Raw genomic sequence first — 19379 nt, 5'->3', positions numbered from 1 at the left:
CGAAAAATCAGTTTTTAATCAGGCGCTGCCAGATAGCAGAAACGTACCGTGCCTGGTGCTGTGCATCCGCCAGCGCGTTATGCCGGTCACCTTCAAACGGGATGGCGGTTTTAGGATCGATACCAATGGCTCTGCCGAGTTCAACCATCGTTCTGACGTCGCGGTCGTTCCAGTAGTCCCACGGACAATCGAGGCAGGCGAGATCAAATGACGAACGCAAAATGGTGTTATCGAATGTGGCGCCATTCCCCCACACCTGCGCTTTTTTGTGACCGCCAGTGACGTTCTCTTCAACAAAGTCAGTAAACATGAGCAGGGCATCATCCAGCTTTATGGCGTCATCATTGACTATGGCCGAACGTGCTTCAGAGGATTGTTTTAACCACCATATGACTGTTGATGAGTCAATCTCAGCACCCCACGAAACAGCAGATTCAAGGCTGACCACTTTGTAAAAAGTTTCGCCGAGGATCCCTGTTGCCGGGTCAAATAATACAGCACCGATGGAGACGATAGGGGCATTAGGTTTTTTCCCCATAGTTTCCAGGTCCACCATTACATGAACATAATCAGTGGCTGATTCTTCATCATGTTTATGATGACCGGTTTCAATATTCACGGCAGTTGACGTATTACCAGGCTCAGTGTTGCCTGTAGTGTCCTCAATTGCCGTTTCGCCTTCTGATACCTCAGCAGAACCCGCGGCTTCATCACTGAAAGTTTTTTCCATCGGCACATGACTGGTGGTCTCCGCAGTTGCGATTGGTTTGGTGAGATCTTCCTTAACCCATTTAGCATCGTTAGGATCGCTGATGCCTTCCACGCATTCACCGCGCCCCGCGGCCAGTTGTTTACCAACCTCATCAGACACATTTACTTGTGTGGCTGGTGCAGCTGGCATAGGTGAAGAAGATCGACCACACGCAATATCAACGATTATCTCGTCAGGATGTGCGTGATCTGTTTCTGTCATCACCTTGTTCAAGTATTCGCGATGCGCAACTTTGTCCAGGTAAAGCTCATCTGGTGTGGTCTTTACTGTTGCGATGTTGCAGGCACGGGAATAATCGTGCCCACCAGGCATCGACATGAATAGCTCCCTGGTCGCAATAAACTCTTTGTTGTCATATTTGTTCATCATGCTGTTCGCCTGAATATCGACCTCAAGCGGAACGTTATAGATATCGAACTCTTTTTCTCGTGCGATGAGCCCCAGAGCTATTTCGTACTCCATACCCAAAATGGTTAATGGAGTCAGGCGATCAGTAGCATTTCCTCCGCCGGCATTGGCACCTGAAGGGGTTAGATTGACTGACATAATGCAGTTGCCATTAGCCCATTCTTTAACAAGAATGCCGCGGTCAAGGTGGCTGGTCGCAAACCATAATTTAGCGAATTGGATCTGCTTGCCCAGTTCGTGGCGCTTACCAGCCGGGAACACTTTTTTCATTGCGCTGGTAAATTTCCAGATCCCAGGCATGTCGTATGACTTGATATCTGGCACATTCTCTGCTGCCAGAATCAGATTCTGGACAGCACTGTTATCGACATCCATTTCTAACGCGGAAAGGGTATGACGGCGTGGGGCGTCAATGTGATAAACGTGGCTATCTTCTGACGTATATTGCGCCAGCAGCTGAGTGCGGAAAGGCATTGTTGCGAGGGGGTGTAATGCTGCATCGTCTGCATCGTCTTCCGGCGTCGGTTCTTCTGCAATCTCTTCAGGTTCAGGTTCAGGTGCGGCAATTTTTCCCCAGGTGATCCCGTCTTCACCGCCAAGTTCGTAGCGGTCGCACCAGGTATCATCCAGCACTCCTTCTTCAGGAAGATCATCAACGATAAACCAATGGGTGCGGGTCGGCAGCTGGTGGTCGGCGCCGCGGCCAACAGCAATGCCAGCATCTTCCAGGATATTCAGGATTTCACGTTCGGCACGTGAGTCGGATTTTGCAGGGAACCAGCAAAAGAGGCTTTTGGCATCTGCTGATTTTGCTTTTGCTTTTGCTTTGACAAGATACGCATAGTTGTTCATTGCGTTCGGGCTCCTTTGGATTGTAAGATACCCGGCAGCTGATGGCAGCCGCCCTGGTGGTGGTCATTGGTCAAAACTCGATTCCGGAAAGCTTTGGTCGGCTGACCGGGTACTTAACCCGCCTTGCGCGGGTTTTGTGCTTTATGGGCCATGGTCATTGATTAAAACTCGATTTAAAAATTTACTGCCGGCTGTTGGTCTTCAGCCGCGGTGAACGCTTGCTTATAGGGCAAACACTGGCCATTAACGTGCTGCTCTGTGGCAGCTTCTGAACAAATACTTTCCGTTTCATACACGTCGATCAGAACATCAGAGCATTCACCGGTCAGCGAGCAGACACCGATAACTAAGGCAAACAACGTGCTCATGCGTTTGCCTCAGGATCCCCTTTCTGAGCGAGGAAGTAGCAGAGCTGGCGAATCCTTGCGGTGAACCAGCTAAGGCGTATAGCCTGTCGGCCTGTTGCTACACGAGCGAAATCAACCATGTGACAAACTCCGTAAGTTTTTTTGAAACTGAAGCCCAAAAGATGAGCCCGATAACTACCGAAATGACCATAGAGCAAATGCAGTTCTTACTCATTTCAGCCCCAGCCTTAACGCGGCTAACGGTACTTGCTGACTAACCACTGGTCAGGCTTTGCAATGCAGTGCCGGGTGCCTCCCGGTGACGGCAGTCAGTTAACAACTACCGCCGGCAGCTTCTTTTCCACCCCACCAGGGAAACGGTGGTCTTGCTTTAACTGAGCCGCGTGCGCATAGCCGCATTCACCGCATTGCAATGCCCGTTTTGTGTAGGTCAGCTTTAAAAGCCAAAATGCGAAACTAGTTGGGCTGTGATTCCGGAGTCGATTTAGCTGTTGTGCTACGCGATAGTGCTGCTACGAACTCAGCGAAACTTAAAGCCTCTTCACCTACAGCAAGACTTTCGAAATATTCTTCGTATGCCTTATCCATAAATCCCCTCGATGCCTTGTAGCCGGCCAGCTGAACGTTGAAACCTGCTGCGCAATGATTGATGTCATCTCATCCGGTGTTTCTATACCGCCGGCAGCTACTTCGTGGGCGTCCTGCCTCGATGACGTGTTGCAACAAAATGATATTCACATAATGTGAGTTTTGTGTCAATACGAAGTGTGAAGTTAAAGGGCGTAGGAAGAGCCACGCTTTAAAACATGGAGTCGGTGGGGTTGTACGATATGGTCTTAGAGGGCGCTATTAGTCTGCGGGCTTGAATCTTCCACGCAGATAATTTTCAACGTATTCATCAATTTCCTTTAAGCGCGTCTCGAACAAATCGATCATTCGCTCTTGCTCGGACTCAGGTAATTGCTCAAAAAGGCTGAGAAGTTGTCTTTGTTTCTGAGGAAGTTGCTCCCCACCGTTTTCTTCATCCCCGAACATTATGTAACTCGGTGATGCATTTAGGTGCCTTGCTAGCAGGATCGCATCATCAGCACCAATGTTCCTTGTGCCTATTTCATAGTTAGCGACTCGAGAGGAGGTAGACCAGCCACACAGCTTCGCCAGCTGAGCCTGACTCATCCCCTTATTCAACCGTAAGTTACGGACTCTTTCGCCGATCTTTTCTGCAAGTGTTTTCATACAGTGATTTTATCACGCAAGGTGATTTCCTGTTATTCACGAGTTGTATTGACATTGACTTCACGATATGTGAATAATGCTTTCGCACATTAGGAGACGTTTATGAACTTAATTTCGATGTATCGAAAGCAAGGGGGCTTGTCTCAGCAGGCGCTCGCTCAGCAAATCGGTTGGGGTCAATCAAGGCTTGCAAACTATGAGGTCAATACGAGAACCCCAAGTTTGGCTGATTCACGAGCGATCATATCGGCATTAAATGCCTTGGGCATCGCTTGCTGCCTGGATGATGTATTTCCACCTCAAGATGAAAAGGGATAACCATGCAAACCATCACATTTGAAAATATTACCTCCAATAATGGCTTTTCACTGAAAACGGAAAATCAGTATTCACCTCGACGCCGGGACAGCATGAAGAGTCGATCCATCTTTGAGGCTGTTCAGGAATGGGAGTCAACCTTACCCGGGCGCGCACAGGAAACTATTGCGCAGCTGGTGGACGAGCAGTGGGTAAAACAGAACGGGAGAGGGATCAGTGTCAACAAGCAGAATCTCTACCGCTACCTGAAAAACGAGAGCAGTTCAGAGAAGTACACCAGCTATGTCATCCAGCTTTCGGCTGCGATCGCCGAAGCCATGCCGATAGAGATCGCGCGCAAACATGGCTTAAAACGAGGCTTAACTGAATCCGAGCTGGTGGCTAATGCAATCAAAGAGTGCAGCGAGGCGCACCAGGCAAAATTGCTGGGCGCGCCTTTGCAGAAATTAGAACGAGAAATACGGGAGGCAGCAATTGCGCTATTTAACATGCTCCCTGCAGATGCGGCGGGACCACTACTGGCGAGCATTAGCGCCGTAGCGCCGCAGTTTTTTTAATCGAGTTTTTACCAATGACTATAAGCCCGATTATCTCGGGTATCAGGAGTAAACATGGCAGCGCTGCCCTACATGCAACTTTACATTGCTGATTACCTGGCGGACACCATGCATCTGTCAACTGAGGAACACGGCGCCTACCTGCTGCTGATGTTCAATTACTGGCAAACGGGGAGGGCGATCCCTAAAAGTCGGTTATCGAAAATAGCGCGGCTAAGCAACGACCGTTGGTCTTCCGTTGAATCCTCGTTAAAGGAGTTTTTTAACGACAATGGTACCGAATGGGTTCACGAGCGCATTGAAAGAGATCTTGAGATGGTGCGTTCCTCTCAACGTCAGAAATCTGATGCCGGTAAAGCCTCAGCAAAAGCAAGAAAAGCCAAAAAATCAACGCCAGAGCAACGGGAAGGTAACGACCGTCCAACGGTCGTTGATAATCCGTTGGAACAAGATGGCAACGGCAATCCAACTAATAAAGATCCAGATATAGATACAGATCTAAAAGAAAACCCCTCTCTACGCGGGAGCGAAATTCCAGATGTTCAGGAGCCGCAATTTCTCGCAGGCATGGATATCCCCATCGGTAAATTCACGATGCATGAAAACTGGCGACCATCGCAGGACTGGCCACGTCTGGCAGCCACGTGGGGAATATCGCTTCCTGAACCGGCTTACCTGCCGACTGAACTGGCTGAGTTTACCGCCTACTGGGAATCAGAACGGAAGGTATTCACACAGGTCCAGTGGGAACAGAAGTTTGCCCGTAGCGTCGTGAACGCCAGAGCTAAACCCAGGCCACAACCAGTAACCGGAGGTAACGGCAATGCAGGACTTCAACCAGTTAACACCGCATCCCGGGCAGTCCAGGAAATTCAGGCAGCCAGAGAGCGCTGGGTTCAGGAAAACGGACTTACTGGCGGCGGACACGGCATGGAGGCTCTGGACGGTCATGGGGGAAATATTTTCGAACCGCTGGACCCAGAAGAACGGGGCGGCGCCGTCGGATATGTGGATTGCCCAGATTGGGTCGATGACTGATGCGCAGATCACGCTGGTTTGTCGTCAGTGCATGGAGCGGTGCGCTATGGGGAACACATGGCCACCGGATCTGGCTGAGTTTGTAGCGTTGGTTTCCGAGAGCGGGGCAAATCCGTTCAATCTGACCTCCGAAACGGTCATGACCGAGTACAAACGCTGGCGTAACGAATCGTACCGCTACGCTGGCAGTGACAAATATCCGTGGAAACAAGACGTGCTATATCACATTTGCGTTGAGATGCGGCGAGCTGGCGTAGAGCGCCAGATGACAGAGAAAGAGCTACAAAAACTGGCAGAGAAACTACTGACGAAGTGGACAAAGCATGTTGCCAACGGATTCACCATTCCACCGATCCGCCGGCAGCTTGAAGCACCACGGCATCCACCCGGGCCGACACCTGCACAGATTTTGATGGAAGAGTACAAACGCCGCAAAGCGGCAGGTTTAACCAAGTAAGCGAGTTTTGACCATGACCAAAAAATCTAAAGAACGAGTTACCCAGGCACAGATGGTAATCGCCATCGTGCACAGAACGCCTGAATGCGTCCTGCAGGATGTTTGCGATGTACTTGATCTACCCTCGAGTTCCGCGGGTAATCTGCTACGCCGCCTCCATGCAGCTGGCAAATTACGGCGCATACACAACGGCACTCAGTATGTTTATCGGGTGCCTGTAGGCACTGAGATCCCAAACGTTAAATTGCCTGAGCCGGCCATCAAAACTACGCCGGAGAAAGCTCAGCAGGTGAACGATGCCATCATTCTGGCCCGCCAACTTGAAGAAAAAGGGCTATACCGCCGCGCGGCGACGACTTACACAGCCATTCTAGGAATGGTCAGCAATGCTAGCGAGTTGTGGAATATCGCACGCCTGCGCAACCGCTGTCTCCGCAACGCGGCGAGGTGCTGATCATGGCTAATAAATCACGCGAGCAACAACAGGCTAGTGTCCGGAAAATTATTGAGTTGACCCGGGAGAAGGGCCGGCTGACGGTCAAAGAGGCCTGCGGCGAGTTGTGTATGTGTCGGGATGCGGTAGGCAGGCATTTTCGTGCAGCTGCCAAAACCGGAAAAGTGATCCGGCATGGTCACCTTGGCCTGTTCCGCGACCAGCGGGCGGCCATCGATTTTGACCTGTGCAGATTTGACTATCGGAAGAATGCAGGAGCAGCCAAATGAGCATCGTTAAAACCCATACCGGTACCGTGATAACGAAAGATGGCCCAGAGCAAAAGCTTCTGCATGAAACCCCATCAATGTGGGTCATTGGGAAAACCGAGTGCTACCGCAAAGACACCGGCAGACGCAGATCCAGTGACCGGTAACTATTCAAATCGCCCGTTTGGTAAGCTGGCTGACAGTATATGGGGAGTGGCTACTGCTAAAGAAATTGAGAAAATTCAAGAGGTCAATCTATAGCTGCGACTTTTTTGATTGTAAAGCCTTCTATGAGACATCCTGCCGGCCAGCAGAAAGCTGGAGGCCGTTAATCCATATTCTCTGCGCTGGGTTGACAGGGGACTTAATGTTCTAAGGGGGGCTTGATGAATGGCGATCATAAACTTGTTGGTCGATGCATGGGCACACAGTACTAACCGGATGCAATTTGTGAGTAAATTGTTTAGAAAAATCATGTGCGGGTTGCTCTCTTAGACCGCAGCAATACTAGCGTAAAATTTTTGTTTGGAATAGACTTAGGTCATCAAGCAGCGCACATTTGATGTGGGGACTCACTGTCAAGGAGATGTAATGAATAAAATATTCAATAATTATCAAGTTAATTATTTTACAAACAACAATGATGTTTCAGCAACGCCTCCTGTGTTAGGTATGCTATTAGACAAATTGTCCTCGCTGTCATTATTACCTATGTTTGCGCAGGAAGTTAATGCGTTTACCGGAGAGAAGCGACAAATAGTAATTATGACTGATGCTGAGCAGTCCTTTAAAATAGAATTTCCGGCTCATAGTGTGATTTTCTCAAGTCCTAATGCGGATAGTGAAGATTTTTTTAGAAAAGTTGAGTCCGCTATAAAAGCATTGAAAAGTATCTTTCCTGATAAAAAGTCAAATAGATTGGCAGTTTTACAATCTTCCTTTTATACAGGAGGGGAAGAGAAATATTTAGATTTATATAGAAAAATATTTACGCATCATAAAGCTAATCCAATTGAATGGGAAAATAGAATTGTCGAAAGGGGACCCTTTGATTCTTCTGGCGAGATTGCGAACATGGTCAGTTCTGTTAGAAGATGTATGATACAGTCCCCTATGATAGCTAATGGGAATTTTATAGACGTTATTAACTTTGAAGTGGATACCAACACAATTCCTGAAAATACAACAAATAGATTCGATTTTACTTCATCGATATCCGTTTTGAGATGCTTATTGAATAAAAACAATGAATTAATGAATGAGTTCTCACGTTATACTGATATGTAAAGGTTGCGTATGTATATTATTAATAAACATATGATTGGTAATGGGAATGAATCAACCTCAAATTTAGATCTATCTAAAAATGAGGTCTCATTGAGTGAAAGTTATTTTAAAATTTATAGCGATGTAAGCGTTTTTTCTAAAAAAAATAACGAGCAATTAAAATTCGTAGATAACCATATCAGTTCTAATAACCAGATTAGAGTTGGAAAGCGTTCTACTAGGTTTGACTCAGGTGCTTTTGAACGTGAAGTTAAGTTAAATATAAACATGCTGTTAGATCTCCTTAGGTCCGAGGATTATATCGAAGGGGAAATAACTAAATGTCAGCTATTTCTTGAGTCTTTATACACTAAGGAGTCACATGTCTTTTCTGAAGTATTTCAACAGGCTTGGTTAAGATTATATAATGATAGTTATGAGTTGCGTAAATATCTTTGTATTGCTTCATCATTAGACTATGAAATCCTCAAGGATAAGGCAGATGTTTTAATTTTGGGTGGAGCCTCCCATAAAGACTATCTTGTAAATGAAGCATCCTTAAGAGCCGCTGAAGCATGGTCTGACCCAAGATTTTTGACTTACCTTAAAGGAATCAGAGAGTTTGAGTTTGATTGGTTGAATGATTATAAGAAAAGCGTTATAGATTATCTGGAGCATTTATAATGAGCTATCTTTTAAGAAAAATATCAATCTCGAAATGGCAGCCAAATCTTTCTCTTCAGCCTGAGAGCTATACAGCAGATGCAATAACTGGATGTACCAGGACTAATAAAAACACACTTTCTGTATGGAGTTCAGAAACTTTGGATTTTAACTCGGAAGATGTTGAGAAATTAATTGTTGCCTTGGCCACTACGATGCAAACTCCCGATGCTATTGATCTTATTTGGCTTGAATCTGGGTGGCTTCAAAACGAAGGTGTGACAATTGTTGAAACAATAGGTAATAGCAAATTTAGTGATGTAAATCATATGCATAGGGATTTATCGTATATAAATAATACGTCCTTATCTAAGGTTGGACAACATATCGTTGAGCAATATAATAAAGATAGGGGACTCTATTATAAACGCATTTCTCGGCCACATCTAATTGCTTTAATGTCAAAGTGGGTGAAAGATAGACAAGTGGTAAATTTAGATGATCTAAATGAGAAATGGCAAAAGGTTTTGGTTGCTTGATGAATTTTAATTAGATGCAGATACTACAAGTATCTGCATTATAACATATCGATGAAATGATTGATTTTTGTATGACATGTTTCCTAGCCAAAGTTAATCTTAGTTTTTTCTGTAGGTGGATTAGTTCCTGTCTTGCAAGTAAAATACTTCATTTTCCAATGCCCTCAAATTTAATACATTCCCCATCTTTAACCCATTTTTTGCGGTCCTGCTAACTTATCTTCCATCATGTTAACAAAACGGGTGTGATTTACATTCATGCAGCGCTTTGCTGTAACCATGTCCTACAGCGGTTTACTGAGTTAGCGGTGTGGCTAGCAACCGGAAATGTGTCAGCAGAAAGAAATCGTCGTTTAATAAAACTCTATTAATTCAACCCGCTACGGCGGGTTTTGTGTCTGCACTCCTGACAAAAAAGTAACAGTTTGTGCCTTTAAGATGTTGCTCATTGAACGAGTTGGGTGTACTGTTTATTTATACAGTATATCGAATGGGGTAATACTATGAAAATCGAAGTAACCATCGACAAAAATAAAAAATTGCCTGATGGCGCGGAGCATGCGCTTGAGGCCGAGTTACTGCGGCGTTTAAATCAAAAATATGATGGCTGCAAGTTAACTATTCGCCGGGCTGGGGCTGACGGGCTCAGCGTGTTCGGTGGCATAGACGGCGATAAAGAAACTATCGAAGTGATTCTACAGGAGACATGGGAAAGCGCAGGCGACTGGTTTTATTGAATTACTGCATGGATGTTACCGAGTTTGTTGAGGGGATTTTGTAGTGGGAAAAAAACAAGAAATGCCGAACACCGGCTATGTAGTTATCAGATGCGATGATGGGGTAATAGTAGCCCGTCTCAAATCCTTTCCCGTATGTGATCGTGCTTTGATGTATCGCCGCGGTGATACTGTTTCGTTTATGCCACTACAGCAAGATGAGATCGTGGGGACTCTCTCGTTATTTGCGCAGATGATAGAAAAGGCGAGGTCTGGGGCTGGTTACCAGGTTCCGTCAGGTTCTGTTAAACTCCAGTCATAGGCCTGAACAACCTATACCTGCTGCGCCACGGAGAGAAACCATGGCGCTAAATATTGCAAAACCAGAAACAAAAAAGACTGGCTGTCATAACGACAACGCTGGTCTTTCTTCATTCCAGAAACTGACCCCACGCCAGCAGGAGGTGTTTGATCTCCTCGTTGCGTTCATCACAAAGCACGGTTATCCGCCGACGGCCAAAGAGCTGTCAGATCTTATTGGTGCTGCGTCTCCTAATGCTGCCGCCGAACACCTTCGGGCATTACGCAGAAAAGGATTCATCACAATTGCTCCAAACATGTCCCGGGGTATTTCTATCGTCGGGCAAAAAGAGCCATCACTCGCCGTGCAGCTGCTTCAGGAAATGGTTCATAACGAACCGGGATCACGTGAGCGCGCCATTGAGTTCATCCGGCTGTATGAGGCCCAGCTATGAAGAAAAGCTGGTTTCAGCATACAGGTCTGACGGAGTCGCAGGCAGTCGAGCTGGTGGCGCGCTATCGGAAAGCGAACTACCGGGCAGAGAAATGCCTTTCCCGTGATTTTGTATCGTGGGAAGTTAGCGTGTTTTTGCCTGAATCAGAACAGGAGCCCCGCGCCGACAGAACCTTCTTACAGAAAATGTGGAGAGACTGATGCGGGCGCTGCTTAACGTGGATATTGCCCGGCATTTGGGCGTGGTATTACTGAAGCCCGGAAGCGAGTTAATGGGGCTTTTTGGAAAAGGGCGCGTACTGGTGGAGATGCCGCCGGCTGATTTGGATTCTATACCGAGCGGCAGACTGCCGGATGCACGGCAACCGCTCCGGGATGACACCGGGGTCAGACCTTTTTTTGTTAATGAGCGCGTCATCAAAGCAGCTGGTGGGATAAACGCGATGGAGCTCTGGCTAGAACGCGAGGTCCAGCACTGTCAGTGGCCACATTCTAACTATCACCACCAGGAACTGGTTAATTTCAGGCATGACCCCGGCGCGATACGGGCATGCTGGCACTGCGATAATGAACTACGCAATCAGACCGTACAAACACTCGATAGTCTGATGTCGCAGAACCTGGCTGACTGGATTATTGGTACAGCGCTGAGTTATCTGGGCTACAACAAAGAGCGGATGCTATCTCTCGCAGAGCTGTGCTGGTGGGCGGTGTCCGTCGGCGTTAGTAGCGAAATTACAGAGGAGATGGCCCGTCGTTCTCTGAAGCTGAAGTCGGAAGAGTTTCAATCGGTTTACCGGGAAAGTGAGTTGACTCCATCGGTGCCGGCCACCAGCATTCTGGTGGAACGGTTGACCCCATTACCGAAACGTTCCCCAGCACCGGCCCGGGAACCATCTTCCCCAGTTATTGGTGTCCTGGTGGATCCTGAAGCACCCGCAACGTTTTTCGCTCGCCCAAAACGTATTCGCTGGGAGTCTCCGCATTTTATCGCGTGGGTAAAAACACAACCCTGCATGTGCTGCGGCCAGCCAGCCGATGATGCCCACCATCTGATTGGCTGGGGGCAGGGCGGAGTAGGTACGAAAGCTCACGATATTTTCACGCTACCTTTGTGCCGAAAACACCACCGGCAACTACATCACGATCCTCTTTCATTCGAACGCGAATACGGCACTCAGCCGGCGCTGATTATCAAATTGCTGGACCGGGCTTATGCGCTCGGCGTTCTGGCGTAAGGAGAAGACAGAATGACACCACGTCAACGCCGCATTCACCACACAGGGTTAGAAACACTCGCCGGTGCGCCCCGGAAAAGCTGGCTGGGACGATTTACGCCACTGGCTCATATCCAATCTGCATGGATTAAATCACTGCTAACAGTCTGGGGGGAATGTGTCGGTGGGAAAACACGTGCACAGTATCGTCTGGAGAATTGCGGTCGTTTCTTCTCGGACGTTATAGATTCATGCTGGTCAGATAGTCAGTTAACCCGCATTACCGATGCAATTGAGCAGGCGAGGAGGGAGGGGTTTAGAGGAGAGCAGGCAGCAGCGCGCGCCCGGACAATACTATGGGCCATGCCGCTTAAAGATATGATTGACGAGTCAGAGCGCCGGGATGATGCGGATTTTATTGAAGAGGTCATGCTTGAGACGTTTAAAACTGACGATCCGGTTTATCTCGTAGGAATGCAGTTCTACACCACCAGAAATAAGATCTCCGATATTACCCGGGAATTGCAGCTGGTGGCGCCATGGCTGACGAACGGCGAAGCACGTAAGCGGGTGCGCTGGTGCCTGGAGATATTCAGGGCGAAAGTTTTTCTGTCTGTCAGACGAAAGATGAAGGATGTATAGCTACTCCATTTTTAACAAAAAGTGCTCTTTTATTTGCTTGTAGTTGAAAACGGGCCAGAAAAGTTAATAATCCATTCATGCTTGGCAGAGCTGCGCCACTCGGCAGCGTTAGGAAGCGACAATCTGAACATAACAAAAACCCCGCCATCGCGGGGTTTTTGCTTTCCGGCGATACGACAGAGGTATTCACGAGATGCATTGCATCAGTACCCCTGTCACATCGTCGTATGGCATTGATTCTCTGATGATCAAATGTTAATTTTTAGTTGTGATGAATCCCCCTAAGCGGAGGGACGTAAACAGCACTTCCAAGACTGGAATTAAAAGAGCGTGGGTCATGGATGCTGTCCAAAGGCTCACCGGGAGGCACCCGGCATCACACTCTTACTGAATAATTCCTATAGGCTCACCCTGCTGGTGGGCCTTTTCTTTGGGCGAAAAAAAAGCCCGCATTAGAGAGCGAGCCACCCAATCAGGCGAATGTGGTTATGAATGATCCAGGCGTCTTTGTACTGGATTTTTTGATGATAATTATTCCCACTTAATAAGTAAACCACCCACAAACAGGGCTACGTATCTTCGTGGCCTTTTTCATTTGTGCCGCCAGAACGTCACTCACTCTGTGTGTTGTCGTCAATCCATCTGGCGGCCTTTTTCTATTCACACAGCGCCGTCCGTCATCTACGGAGGTGAGGCTATGACCAAAATGAGCACCATTTACAGCAGACTCTCATATGGCACCGGGACCGCATTAACGGGCTGCGGTATTTCAGCAAAGGCGTATGCCGATGTATCGAAAACTGAGGTATGGATTTTGGCCGACAAAGTGGTTGGTATGAGCCTGAGTGACTGGGCGATTGTTGTCGGTATTGCATGCACTGTCATTACCTGCGGCGTGAACTGGTATTACCGACGCAAGGAGCGGGAGGATCGGCTGAATGGCAATGTCACCAGCGCTAAGGAATAAACTCAGTTCGGCCATGCTGGCGCTTATTGCTGCCGGTGCCTCAGTGCCAGTGTTGATGGATCAGTTCCTTAATGAGAAAGAGGGTAACAGCCTGACGTCATACCTTGATGGCTCTGGTATTTGGACTATTTGCCGCGGCGCCACGCGTATTGATGGTAAACCCGTCACGCAGGGGATGAAGCTGACCCAGGTTAAATGCGACGAAGTGAATGCCGTCGAACGTGATAGAGCTCTGGCGTGGGTTGATCGGAATATCCATGTACCTTTGACACCGCCACAGAAAGTAGGCATTGCCTCATTCTGTCCGTACAACATCGGCCCTGGTAAATGCTTCCCGTCTACGTTCTACCAGCGGATTAACTCAGGCGACCGAAAGGGTGCATGTGAGGCGATTCGCTGGTGGATTAAAGACGGAGGTCGTGATTGCCGCCTGACTAAAGGGCAAAAGAATGGTTGTTATGGTCAGGTCGAACGCCGCGATCAGGAAAGTGCGCTGACGTGCTGGGGGATAGATCAGTGAATGCAACCTACTTGAAGCCAGCTATTGCCTTTGTGATTGCAGCCGGAGCTTTCGTTGCTGGTTCAGTCTGGAGCGATCGGGCATGGGAAAAGCAGTGGGCGGAACGTGATAGAGCCGAATTGGATCATGAAGTGAATGCGCAAATCGCCGCCCGGATAATTGAACAGGGGCGTCTGATCGCCCGGGATAAGGCCGTACTAGATGCTCAAGCTCAAACTACAGCAGCTCGCGTTGCTGCCGCTAATCTCTCTGGCACTGTTAGCCAGTTGCGCCAGCAGGCAAAAACCCTTGCCACCCGCCTGGACGCCGCAAAACACACCGCAAGTCTTGCCGCTACCATCAGAAGCCAAACAACCGGCGCCACCGCCGGAGTGCTCGCCGACATGTTTGGAGACCTTGCAGAAGAAGCTCGACGGTATGCTGCAATCGCTGACGAACGATACACAGCAGGAATGACCTGTGAGCGTATTTATTACTCAGTCCTAAGTTCAAGCCCCACTAAGGGATAAATAAACAATTACCCTCTGTCGGGGATAAGAGAGAGTTCATGCCCCCACGTGCAAAACGCCCTTGCCGCCATAAAGGATGTGTTGCTGTTACGAACAACGCTAGTGGGTTCTGCGATACACACCAGCAGGAACATGCAGGTGAAGGCTGGCGGAACTACCAACCAGGAAAGAGCCGGCAGGACCGCGGCTATGGCCGCAGCTGGGAACTCATTCGTCCTAGAATATTTCAGCGAGACAAATACCTTTGCCAGAATTGCCGGCGCCAGGGTATTGCAATGAAAGCAGCCAGCATCGATCACATCATCCCAAAAGCTCACGGCGGTACAGATGACGACTCCAACCTGGAGGCGTTGTGCTGGCCATGCCACAGAAAGAAAACAGCAACAGAGAGAACGCGATGAGTAACCTGAATCTGAAAATTGAATACGTAGACGGGAAATTAGTGGCTCTGGAACGCAATGGACTTTCTTTCATGGATGTCGGAGTTACAGGGCTTTTTTTCAATCATACCCTCAAAACTACACCTCAGCTGAACATTGAAATGGGAGGGACTCCCGTCGATGAGACATCATCTCAGCCGAACCAGCACTCGCAAACGGATCCAGTGGTTTCAGTAAGCGCAGAGCCACCGAAGGAAGGTGAGCTCCTTCCATCAGTACCACAACCTAAACCTCACGGACGTCGCCGCCGTAACCGCCAACGGAGCCAATAATGTTTAACCGCAATGAGCTAACTCTCTCCATGTTCTACGCATCGAGCACCGACAATGACGGTAACCAAATTGCCGCCATCATGCTGCAGGTTAATAATCCTGAGTCTGTGGGCGTACAAACCAGCCAACTGCTTTGCGCCACTGACAAAGCCGGGAAGAAGACCTATTCCGTAGGCGAGCAGATGACGAAGAACGGCTCTGATCCGTTACTGGTTGCTATCGAAAATTACTGGCGTCAGAACACAGAGGCTGTGGTTAGCGATCTGCTGACTGACGTAGCCGATTTCATTGCTGGCGGTATGAATAATAATTCCACCTGGATTGGTTTCAATGGTCTGAAAGTATTCGAGAACGCGCCGTTGGAAACCCATCTTCCTGAAAGCGTGCTGCAGGCTGATGGTGCGCAGCAAGAATGACGACCTCCACCTCGACTGAGGCTGGCATCAGCCAGGGGTAGGGGGGATAAAATCCCTGACCCCTTTCGCGCTTCAGGACTGCCGCTTGAAGGACATTTTTACACGCCAGAAATAAGGATCTTTTTTCCGGCAGACTTCACCTATTAAAAGAGGAGTTATGGCTGGTGGAATTCGATCGTCTGGAGGGGGGAGGAAACCTGTTTTACCCGCCGGACAAAAAAGCAAGCTGACGCGCATCGCACCCCCGGCTGAGTTAATGGGGGAGGCGGCTGTAAGAATATGGAAAACCCAAAGCAAAATTCTAATCGAAAGAGGTGTCTTTGAACTTGAGGATGCCCCTCTGCTCCTGGCCTACTGCAACGCCTTCCATCTGATGCTCGAAGCTGAAAAGTTACTGGCTGCAGGACTGACAACTGAAAGTGAAACGGGAGGATTAAAAAAACACCCTGCCGTAAACGTCAGAAATGACTCTGTTTCCCAGATTGCCCGTCTGGGCTCACTACTGGGGTTAGATCCGCTCAGCCGTATCCGAATGACCAGCGGCAGAAATGATCCGGACGATGACGGGAATGAATTTGATGAGTTTGACTGATGGCCACATATCCGAACGTCAATGCGGCGAACCAGTATGCGAGGGATATCGTTGGCGGGAAGATTCTGGCATGTCAGTTAACCATTCTTGCCTGCCAGCGACACCTTGACGATCTGGATCGCGCGAAGGATCCGAACTGGCCTTACCGGTTCGATAAAAATAAGGCGGAGCGTTTTCTCCGCTTTTCCCAAAAAATGCCACATACCGCCGGCGAATGGGCCCGCCGAAAATTAAGAATTGATTTTGAACCCTGGCAAAAATTTGCCCTGGGTGTGCCGTTTGGCTGGGTGAACAAAAAAAGCGGCCTGCGGCGTTTCACTGAGATCTATATCGAAGTTCCGAGAAAGAACGGCAAATCAGCTATTGCTGCTGCTGTCGGTAATTATATGTTCTGCGCTGATGGTGAACATGGCGCAGAAGTGTACTGCGGCGCCACGACCGAAAAGCAGGCATGGAAAGTGTTTGCACCGGCCCTGTTAATGGTGAAAAAACTGCCTGCATTGCGGCATAAATTTTCTATAAAGCCCTGGGCGAAAAAAATGACTCGCCCGGATGGTTCCATTTTTGCGCCAGTAATTGGCGATCCTGGTGATGGTGACTCGCCATCATGCGCCATTATCGACGAATACCACGAACATATAACCGACGCCCTGTATACCACGATGACAACAGGGATGGGGGCTCGTGAGCAACCCATTACGCTCATTATCACGACAGCAGGTTATGACATTACCTCGCCGTGTTATGAGAAGCGCGAACAGGTGGTGGAGATCCTACGCAAAACACGCAAGGGCGAAGAGAATGAGGGTATTTTCGGCGTTATCTATGGTCTTGATGATGATGATGACTGGACTCAACCAGAATCACTAATTAAAGCCAATCCCAATTACGGGATATCGGTAAAAGAAAATTTTCTTCGCGCAAAACAGTTACTGGCGATTTCGAACCCCAGTCAGACTAACAAGATTCTTACCAAGCATTTTAATCGCTGGGTAAGTGCAAAAACTGTCTTTTACGATTTACAGAAATGGATGGCTGCCGCTGACAAACGCCTGAAATTGTCTGATTTTGCCGATGAAGAATGTTGGCTGGGGATAGACCTCGCGTCAAAGGTCGATCTTAATGCCGTCATTCCTGTTTTTCGTCGTGATATTGAAGGCATTACCCATTTCTATTGCGTAGGGGCAATGTTCTGGGTGCCTGAAGACACCGTCTATTCTGTCGATCCCAAACTTAAGCATACCTCCGAACGTTATCAGTCCTTTGTGGGTCAGGGCGCTTTAATTCCAACTGATGGGGCAGAAGTTGATTATCGGCTGATTTTCGAGTCAATCCTGCAGTTACGTCAGAACGTGAAAATAGCCCAGTGCCCGATCGATCCTTATGGTGCCACTTCCTTACGCCATCTGCTTGAGGAAGAGGGACTGGAGCCCGTCGAAATTAGACAGAACTTCACACATATGAGCGACCCAATGAGAGAGATTGAAGCTGCACTGGCATCGGGTCGATTCCACCATGACGGAAATCCCATCATGAACTGGTGTATTCAGAACGTTGTAGGCCGCTATTTGCCGGGCAGTGACGATATTGTTCGCCCAACAAAGGAGGGGAAACAAAACAAGATTGATGGTGCGGTTGGTTTAATGATGGGCATAGGGCGCGCCATGCTGAACAGCTCAGTCATCAAATCTGTCTACGATGAGGAAGATATAGCGTGTTAATTGCAATTCTGAGTTTCATTATCGGCCTCGCCGGGGCTGTATTGATGTCTGCCGGCGCCTGGCTGTTTTGTCCGGCAGCGGGACTGATAACCGGTGGCATTATTTGCATGGTCTGGTCGTTTTTAATCGCCAGAACGGCGGTTGTCAGCGCTAAAAATGGGGGAGATGATGTTCATTCCCCAGATGTTTAGAGGACAAAAACGGTCTGTATCAGGGGGCGGCTTCTGGGAAGCGATGCTGGGCGGCGTTAGTTCAAGCCAGAGCAAAGCCGGCATCATGATTACGCCTGAAACCGCGCTGGCACTTTCAGCGGTGCGGGCCTGTGTAACCCTCCTGGCAGAGTCTGTCGCGCAGTTGCCTGTCGAACTTTATCGACGAGATAAAAATGGTGGGCGGCAACGTGCGACAGACCACCCGATTTATGACCTGATTCACTCCCAGCCCAACAAAAAAGACACCTCATTCGAGTATTTTGAGCAGCAGCAGGGGCTGCTGGGGCTGGAGGGAAATTGCTACTCGATCATCGACCGCGATGGAAAAGGCTACCCGAAAGAGCTGATCCCGATTAGCCCGAAAAAGGTGATTGTCCTGAAGGGGCCGGATGGGATGCCGTATTACGAAATCCCGGAAATCGGCGAAACTCTGCCAATGCGCATGATGCACCATGTGAAAGTGTTTTCACTGGATGGCTATATCGGCACCTCTCCCATTCAGACGAACGCCGACGTTCTTGGTCTGAATCTGGCCGTTGAGGAACATGCATCGGCGACATTCCGGCGCGGTACAACGATGAGCGGGGTGATAGAGCGTCCGAAAGAGGCCGCTACCATTAAAAGCCAGGATGCCATTGACCGCCTGCTGGCGAAATGGACCGAACGCCATTCCGGTATCCATAATATGTTCTCTGTGGCGTTGCTGCAGGAGGGCATGAGCTACAAACAACTGTCGCAGGATAACGAGAAAGCGCAGCTGCTACAGTCGCGCCAGTGGGGTGTGGAAGAGGTTTGTCGCCTCTACAAAATCCCGCCGCATATGGTGCAAATGCTGGCAAAAGCGACCAACAACAACATCGAGCACCAGGGCCTGCAGTTCGTGATGTATACGCTGCTGGCATGGTTGAAGCGCCATGAAGGCGCTCTGCAGCGAGATTTGTTGTTGCCCAGCGAACGCCGTGACTTGTATATCGAATTCAACGTTTCCGGCTTACTGCGTGGCGACCAGAAATCGCGTTATGAGTCCTATGCGCTTGGCCGCCAGTGGGGGTGGTTGTCGGTTAACGATATCCGGCGTATGGAGAACCTGCCGCCGATAGCCGGAGGTGAAAAATATCTGACGCCGCTGAATATGGTCGACAGCGCACAAATCATCCCTGGCGATAAAAAGCCGACGGCGCAGCAGATGTCAGAAATCAACACCATCCTGTCCCGATCCTGAATA

General features: G+C 48.8%; 27 protein-coding genes. 24 read left to right on the top strand and 3 right to left on the bottom strand.

From position 1 onward, the window contains the following. Positions 1-7 precede the first annotated feature (7 nt). The 3 genes from GVK32_RS06400 to GVK32_RS06390 all read right to left on the bottom strand — a co-directional run bounded on the left by GVK32_RS06400 (position 8) and on the right by GVK32_RS06390 (position 3636). Positions 8-2032: an exonuclease gene (locus GVK32_RS06400; protein ID WP_159867326.1), complete on the bottom strand. Its 2025-nt coding sequence runs from the start codon at positions 2030-2032 to the stop codon at positions 8-10. 173 nt (positions 2033-2205) lie between these two features. Further along, the gene (locus GVK32_RS06395; RefSeq protein ID WP_159867323.1) at positions 2206-2400 is read right to left on the bottom strand and encodes a DUF1482 family protein; all 195 of its coding nucleotides are present in this window, start codon (positions 2398-2400) and stop codon (positions 2206-2208) included. An 849-nt stretch (positions 2401-3249) separates the two neighbouring features. Further along, complete coding sequence (locus GVK32_RS06390; RefSeq protein ID WP_159867320.1) at positions 3250-3636, bottom strand: helix-turn-helix domain-containing protein; 387 nt, start codon at positions 3634-3636, stop codon at positions 3250-3252. Positions 3637-3738: 102 nt separating this feature from the next. Between GVK32_RS06390 and GVK32_RS06385 the strand changes: the two genes are divergently transcribed. The 24 genes from GVK32_RS06385 to GVK32_RS06270 all read left to right on the top strand — a co-directional run bounded on the left by GVK32_RS06385 (position 3739) and on the right by GVK32_RS06270 (position 19376). Beyond that, on the top strand, positions 3739-3954 hold the full coding sequence (locus tag GVK32_RS06385; protein ID WP_159867317.1) for a helix-turn-helix transcriptional regulator: 216 nt from the start codon (positions 3739-3741) through the stop codon (positions 3952-3954). Between the two features lie 2 nt (positions 3955-3956). Next, complete coding sequence (locus GVK32_RS06380; RefSeq protein WP_159867314.1) at positions 3957-4511, top strand: toxin YdaT family protein; 555 nt, start codon at positions 3957-3959, stop codon at positions 4509-4511. Between the two features lie 54 nt (positions 4512-4565). Then, positions 4566-5549 carry a DUF1376 domain-containing protein gene (locus GVK32_RS29075; protein WP_159867311.1) on the top strand — a complete coding sequence of 328 codons (984 nt, stop codon included), beginning with the start codon at positions 4566-4568 and terminating at the stop codon, positions 5547-5549. Further along, positions 5461-6006, top strand: a complete 546-nt coding sequence (locus GVK32_RS06370) for a replication protein P (protein ID WP_227697817.1) — start codon at positions 5461-5463, stop codon at positions 6004-6006. The genes GVK32_RS29075 and GVK32_RS06370 overlap by 89 nt, the downstream gene beginning before the upstream one ends. Positions 6007-6019: 13 nt before the next feature. After that, positions 6020-6460 carry a PerC family transcriptional regulator gene (locus GVK32_RS06365; protein ID WP_159867305.1) on the top strand — a complete coding sequence of 147 codons (441 nt, stop codon included), beginning with the start codon at positions 6020-6022 and terminating at the stop codon, positions 6458-6460. A gap of 2 nt (positions 6461-6462) precedes the next feature. Next, a complete protein-coding gene (locus GVK32_RS06360; RefSeq protein WP_159867302.1) occupies positions 6463-6729 on the top strand; it encodes a DUF977 family protein in 267 nt (88 codons plus the stop codon). 570 nt (positions 6730-7299) lie between these two features. After that, positions 7300-7995 carry a hypothetical protein gene (locus tag GVK32_RS06355; protein ID WP_159867299.1) on the top strand — a complete coding sequence of 232 codons (696 nt, stop codon included), beginning with the start codon at positions 7300-7302 and terminating at the stop codon, positions 7993-7995. Positions 7996-8004: 9 nt separating this feature from the next. After that, positions 8005-8658, top strand: a complete 654-nt coding sequence (locus GVK32_RS06350) for a hypothetical protein (RefSeq protein ID WP_159867296.1) — start codon at positions 8005-8007, stop codon at positions 8656-8658. Continuing rightward, positions 8658-9176, top strand: coding sequence for a hypothetical protein (locus GVK32_RS06345; protein ID WP_159867293.1), 519 nt, complete (start codon positions 8658-8660; stop codon positions 9174-9176). The genes GVK32_RS06350 and GVK32_RS06345 overlap by 1 nt, the downstream gene beginning before the upstream one ends. Positions 9177-9679: 503 nt before the next feature. Then, complete coding sequence (locus tag GVK32_RS06340) at positions 9680-9913, top strand: DinI-like family protein (protein WP_159867290.1); 234 nt, start codon at positions 9680-9682, stop codon at positions 9911-9913. A 341-nt stretch (positions 9914-10254) separates the two neighbouring features. Continuing rightward, entirely contained in the window at positions 10255-10647 is a 393-nt protein-coding gene (locus tag GVK32_RS06335) for a DNA-binding protein (protein WP_159867287.1), read from the top strand. Then, positions 10644-10847 (top strand): hypothetical protein, encoded by a 204-nt coding sequence (locus GVK32_RS06330; protein ID WP_159867284.1) that lies wholly within the window; start codon positions 10644-10646, stop codon positions 10845-10847. The genes GVK32_RS06335 and GVK32_RS06330 overlap by 4 nt, the downstream gene beginning before the upstream one ends. After that, complete coding sequence (locus GVK32_RS06325; protein WP_159867281.1) at positions 10847-11884, top strand: DUF968 domain-containing protein; 1038 nt, start codon at positions 10847-10849, stop codon at positions 11882-11884. The genes GVK32_RS06330 and GVK32_RS06325 overlap by 1 nt, the downstream gene beginning before the upstream one ends. Before the next feature lie 12 nt (positions 11885-11896). Continuing rightward, a complete protein-coding gene (locus GVK32_RS06320; protein WP_159867278.1) occupies positions 11897-12505 on the top strand; it encodes a hypothetical protein in 609 nt (202 codons plus the stop codon). Positions 12506-13202: 697 nt separating this feature from the next. Next, positions 13203-13472, top strand: coding sequence for an HP1 family phage holin (locus tag GVK32_RS06315; protein WP_159867275.1), 270 nt, complete (start codon positions 13203-13205; stop codon positions 13470-13472). Further along, on the top strand, positions 13444-13992 hold the full coding sequence (locus GVK32_RS06310) for a lysozyme (RefSeq protein ID WP_159867272.1): 549 nt from the start codon (positions 13444-13446) through the stop codon (positions 13990-13992). Before GVK32_RS06315 ends, GVK32_RS06310 begins: the two co-directional genes overlap by 29 nt. Next, entirely contained in the window at positions 13989-14501 is a 513-nt protein-coding gene (locus GVK32_RS06305) for a DUF2514 domain-containing protein (protein ID WP_159867269.1), read from the top strand. The genes GVK32_RS06310 and GVK32_RS06305 overlap by 4 nt, the downstream gene beginning before the upstream one ends. A 38-nt stretch (positions 14502-14539) precedes the next feature. Beyond that, positions 14540-14902: an HNH endonuclease gene (locus GVK32_RS06300; RefSeq protein WP_159867266.1), complete on the top strand. Its 363-nt coding sequence runs from the start codon at positions 14540-14542 to the stop codon at positions 14900-14902. Next, positions 14863-15213 (top strand): hypothetical protein, encoded by a 351-nt coding sequence (locus tag GVK32_RS06295; protein WP_227697816.1) that lies wholly within the window; start codon positions 14863-14865, stop codon positions 15211-15213. The genes GVK32_RS06300 and GVK32_RS06295 overlap by 40 nt, the downstream gene beginning before the upstream one ends. Beyond that, positions 15210-15629: a hypothetical protein gene (locus tag GVK32_RS06290; protein ID WP_200842840.1), complete on the top strand. Its 420-nt coding sequence runs from the start codon at positions 15210-15212 to the stop codon at positions 15627-15629. Before GVK32_RS06295 ends, GVK32_RS06290 begins: the two co-directional genes overlap by 4 nt. 157 nt (positions 15630-15786) lie before the next feature. Beyond that, a complete protein-coding gene (locus GVK32_RS06285; protein WP_128320805.1) occupies positions 15787-16221 on the top strand; it encodes a phage terminase small subunit P27 family in 435 nt (144 codons plus the stop codon). Next, positions 16221-17942: a terminase large subunit gene (locus GVK32_RS06280; protein WP_159867257.1), complete on the top strand. Its 1722-nt coding sequence runs from the start codon at positions 16221-16223 to the stop codon at positions 17940-17942. Before GVK32_RS06285 ends, GVK32_RS06280 begins: the two co-directional genes overlap by 1 nt. Then, positions 17936-18133, top strand: coding sequence for a hypothetical protein (locus tag GVK32_RS06275; protein ID WP_159867254.1), 198 nt, complete (start codon positions 17936-17938; stop codon positions 18131-18133). The genes GVK32_RS06280 and GVK32_RS06275 overlap by 7 nt, the downstream gene beginning before the upstream one ends. Then, positions 18111-19376: a phage portal protein gene (locus GVK32_RS06270; protein WP_159867251.1), complete on the top strand. Its 1266-nt coding sequence runs from the start codon at positions 18111-18113 to the stop codon at positions 19374-19376. The genes GVK32_RS06275 and GVK32_RS06270 overlap by 23 nt, the downstream gene beginning before the upstream one ends. Positions 19377-19379 lie beyond the last annotated feature (3 nt).

The sequence above is a fragment of the Klebsiella sp. 18074 genome (genome assembly GCF_902705905.1).
In the GTDB taxonomy this organism is placed as follows: domain Bacteria; phylum Pseudomonadota; class Gammaproteobacteria; order Enterobacterales; family Enterobacteriaceae; genus Klebsiella; species Klebsiella terrigena.
Note: the sequence above shows the minus strand (reverse complement) of the source record. Positions and strands in the feature narration are given on the sequence as shown.

Excerpts from the sequence above, each read along its gene's own strand:
- GVK32_RS06355 (WP_159867299.1), top strand. The coding sequence starts at position 7,300 with ATGAATAAAATATTCAATAATTATCAAGTTAATTATTTTACAAACAAC.
- GVK32_RS06295 (WP_227697816.1), top strand. The coding sequence starts at position 14,863 with ATGCCACAGAAAGAAAACAGCAACAGAGAGAACGCGATGAGTAACCTG.
- GVK32_RS06390 (WP_159867320.1), bottom strand. The coding sequence starts at position 3,636 with ATGAAAACACTTGCAGAAAAGATCGGCGAAAGAGTCCGTAACTTACGG.
- GVK32_RS06330 (WP_159867284.1), top strand. The coding sequence starts at position 10,644 with ATGAAGAAAAGCTGGTTTCAGCATACAGGTCTGACGGAGTCGCAGGCA.
- GVK32_RS29075 (WP_159867311.1), top strand. The coding sequence starts at position 4,566 with ATGGCAGCGCTGCCCTACATGCAACTTTACATTGCTGATTACCTGGCG.
- GVK32_RS06345 (WP_159867293.1), top strand. The coding sequence starts at position 8,658 with ATGAGCTATCTTTTAAGAAAAATATCAATCTCGAAATGGCAGCCAAAT.
- GVK32_RS06340 (WP_159867290.1), top strand. The coding sequence starts at position 9,680 with ATGAAAATCGAAGTAACCATCGACAAAAATAAAAAATTGCCTGATGGC.
- GVK32_RS06320 (WP_159867278.1), top strand. The coding sequence starts at position 11,897 with ATGACACCACGTCAACGCCGCATTCACCACACAGGGTTAGAAACACTC.
- GVK32_RS06270 (WP_159867251.1), top strand. The coding sequence starts at position 18,111 with ATGTTCATTCCCCAGATGTTTAGAGGACAAAAACGGTCTGTATCAGGG.
- GVK32_RS06285 (WP_128320805.1), top strand. The coding sequence starts at position 15,787 with ATGGCTGGTGGAATTCGATCGTCTGGAGGGGGGAGGAAACCTGTTTTA.
- GVK32_RS06360 (WP_159867302.1), top strand. The coding sequence starts at position 6,463 with ATGGCTAATAAATCACGCGAGCAACAACAGGCTAGTGTCCGGAAAATT.
- GVK32_RS06385 (WP_159867317.1), top strand. The coding sequence starts at position 3,739 with ATGAACTTAATTTCGATGTATCGAAAGCAAGGGGGCTTGTCTCAGCAG.
- GVK32_RS06365 (WP_159867305.1), top strand. The coding sequence starts at position 6,020 with ATGACCAAAAAATCTAAAGAACGAGTTACCCAGGCACAGATGGTAATC.
- GVK32_RS06380 (WP_159867314.1), top strand. The coding sequence starts at position 3,957 with ATGCAAACCATCACATTTGAAAATATTACCTCCAATAATGGCTTTTCA.
- GVK32_RS06400 (WP_159867326.1), bottom strand. The coding sequence starts at position 2,032 with ATGAACAACTATGCGTATCTTGTCAAAGCAAAAGCAAAAGCAAAATCA.
- GVK32_RS06310 (WP_159867272.1), top strand. The coding sequence starts at position 13,444 with ATGGCAATGTCACCAGCGCTAAGGAATAAACTCAGTTCGGCCATGCTG.
- GVK32_RS06315 (WP_159867275.1), top strand. The coding sequence starts at position 13,203 with ATGACCAAAATGAGCACCATTTACAGCAGACTCTCATATGGCACCGGG.
- GVK32_RS06325 (WP_159867281.1), top strand. The coding sequence starts at position 10,847 with ATGCGGGCGCTGCTTAACGTGGATATTGCCCGGCATTTGGGCGTGGTA.
- GVK32_RS06350 (WP_159867296.1), top strand. The coding sequence starts at position 8,005 with ATGTATATTATTAATAAACATATGATTGGTAATGGGAATGAATCAACC.
- GVK32_RS06300 (WP_159867266.1), top strand. The coding sequence starts at position 14,540 with ATGCCCCCACGTGCAAAACGCCCTTGCCGCCATAAAGGATGTGTTGCT.
- GVK32_RS06395 (WP_159867323.1), bottom strand. The coding sequence starts at position 2,400 with ATGAGCACGTTGTTTGCCTTAGTTATCGGTGTCTGCTCGCTGACCGGT.
- GVK32_RS06335 (WP_159867287.1), top strand. The coding sequence starts at position 10,255 with ATGGCGCTAAATATTGCAAAACCAGAAACAAAAAAGACTGGCTGTCAT.
- GVK32_RS06370 (WP_227697817.1), top strand. The coding sequence starts at position 5,461 with ATGGGGGAAATATTTTCGAACCGCTGGACCCAGAAGAACGGGGCGGCG.
- GVK32_RS06280 (WP_159867257.1), top strand. The coding sequence starts at position 16,221 with ATGGCCACATATCCGAACGTCAATGCGGCGAACCAGTATGCGAGGGAT.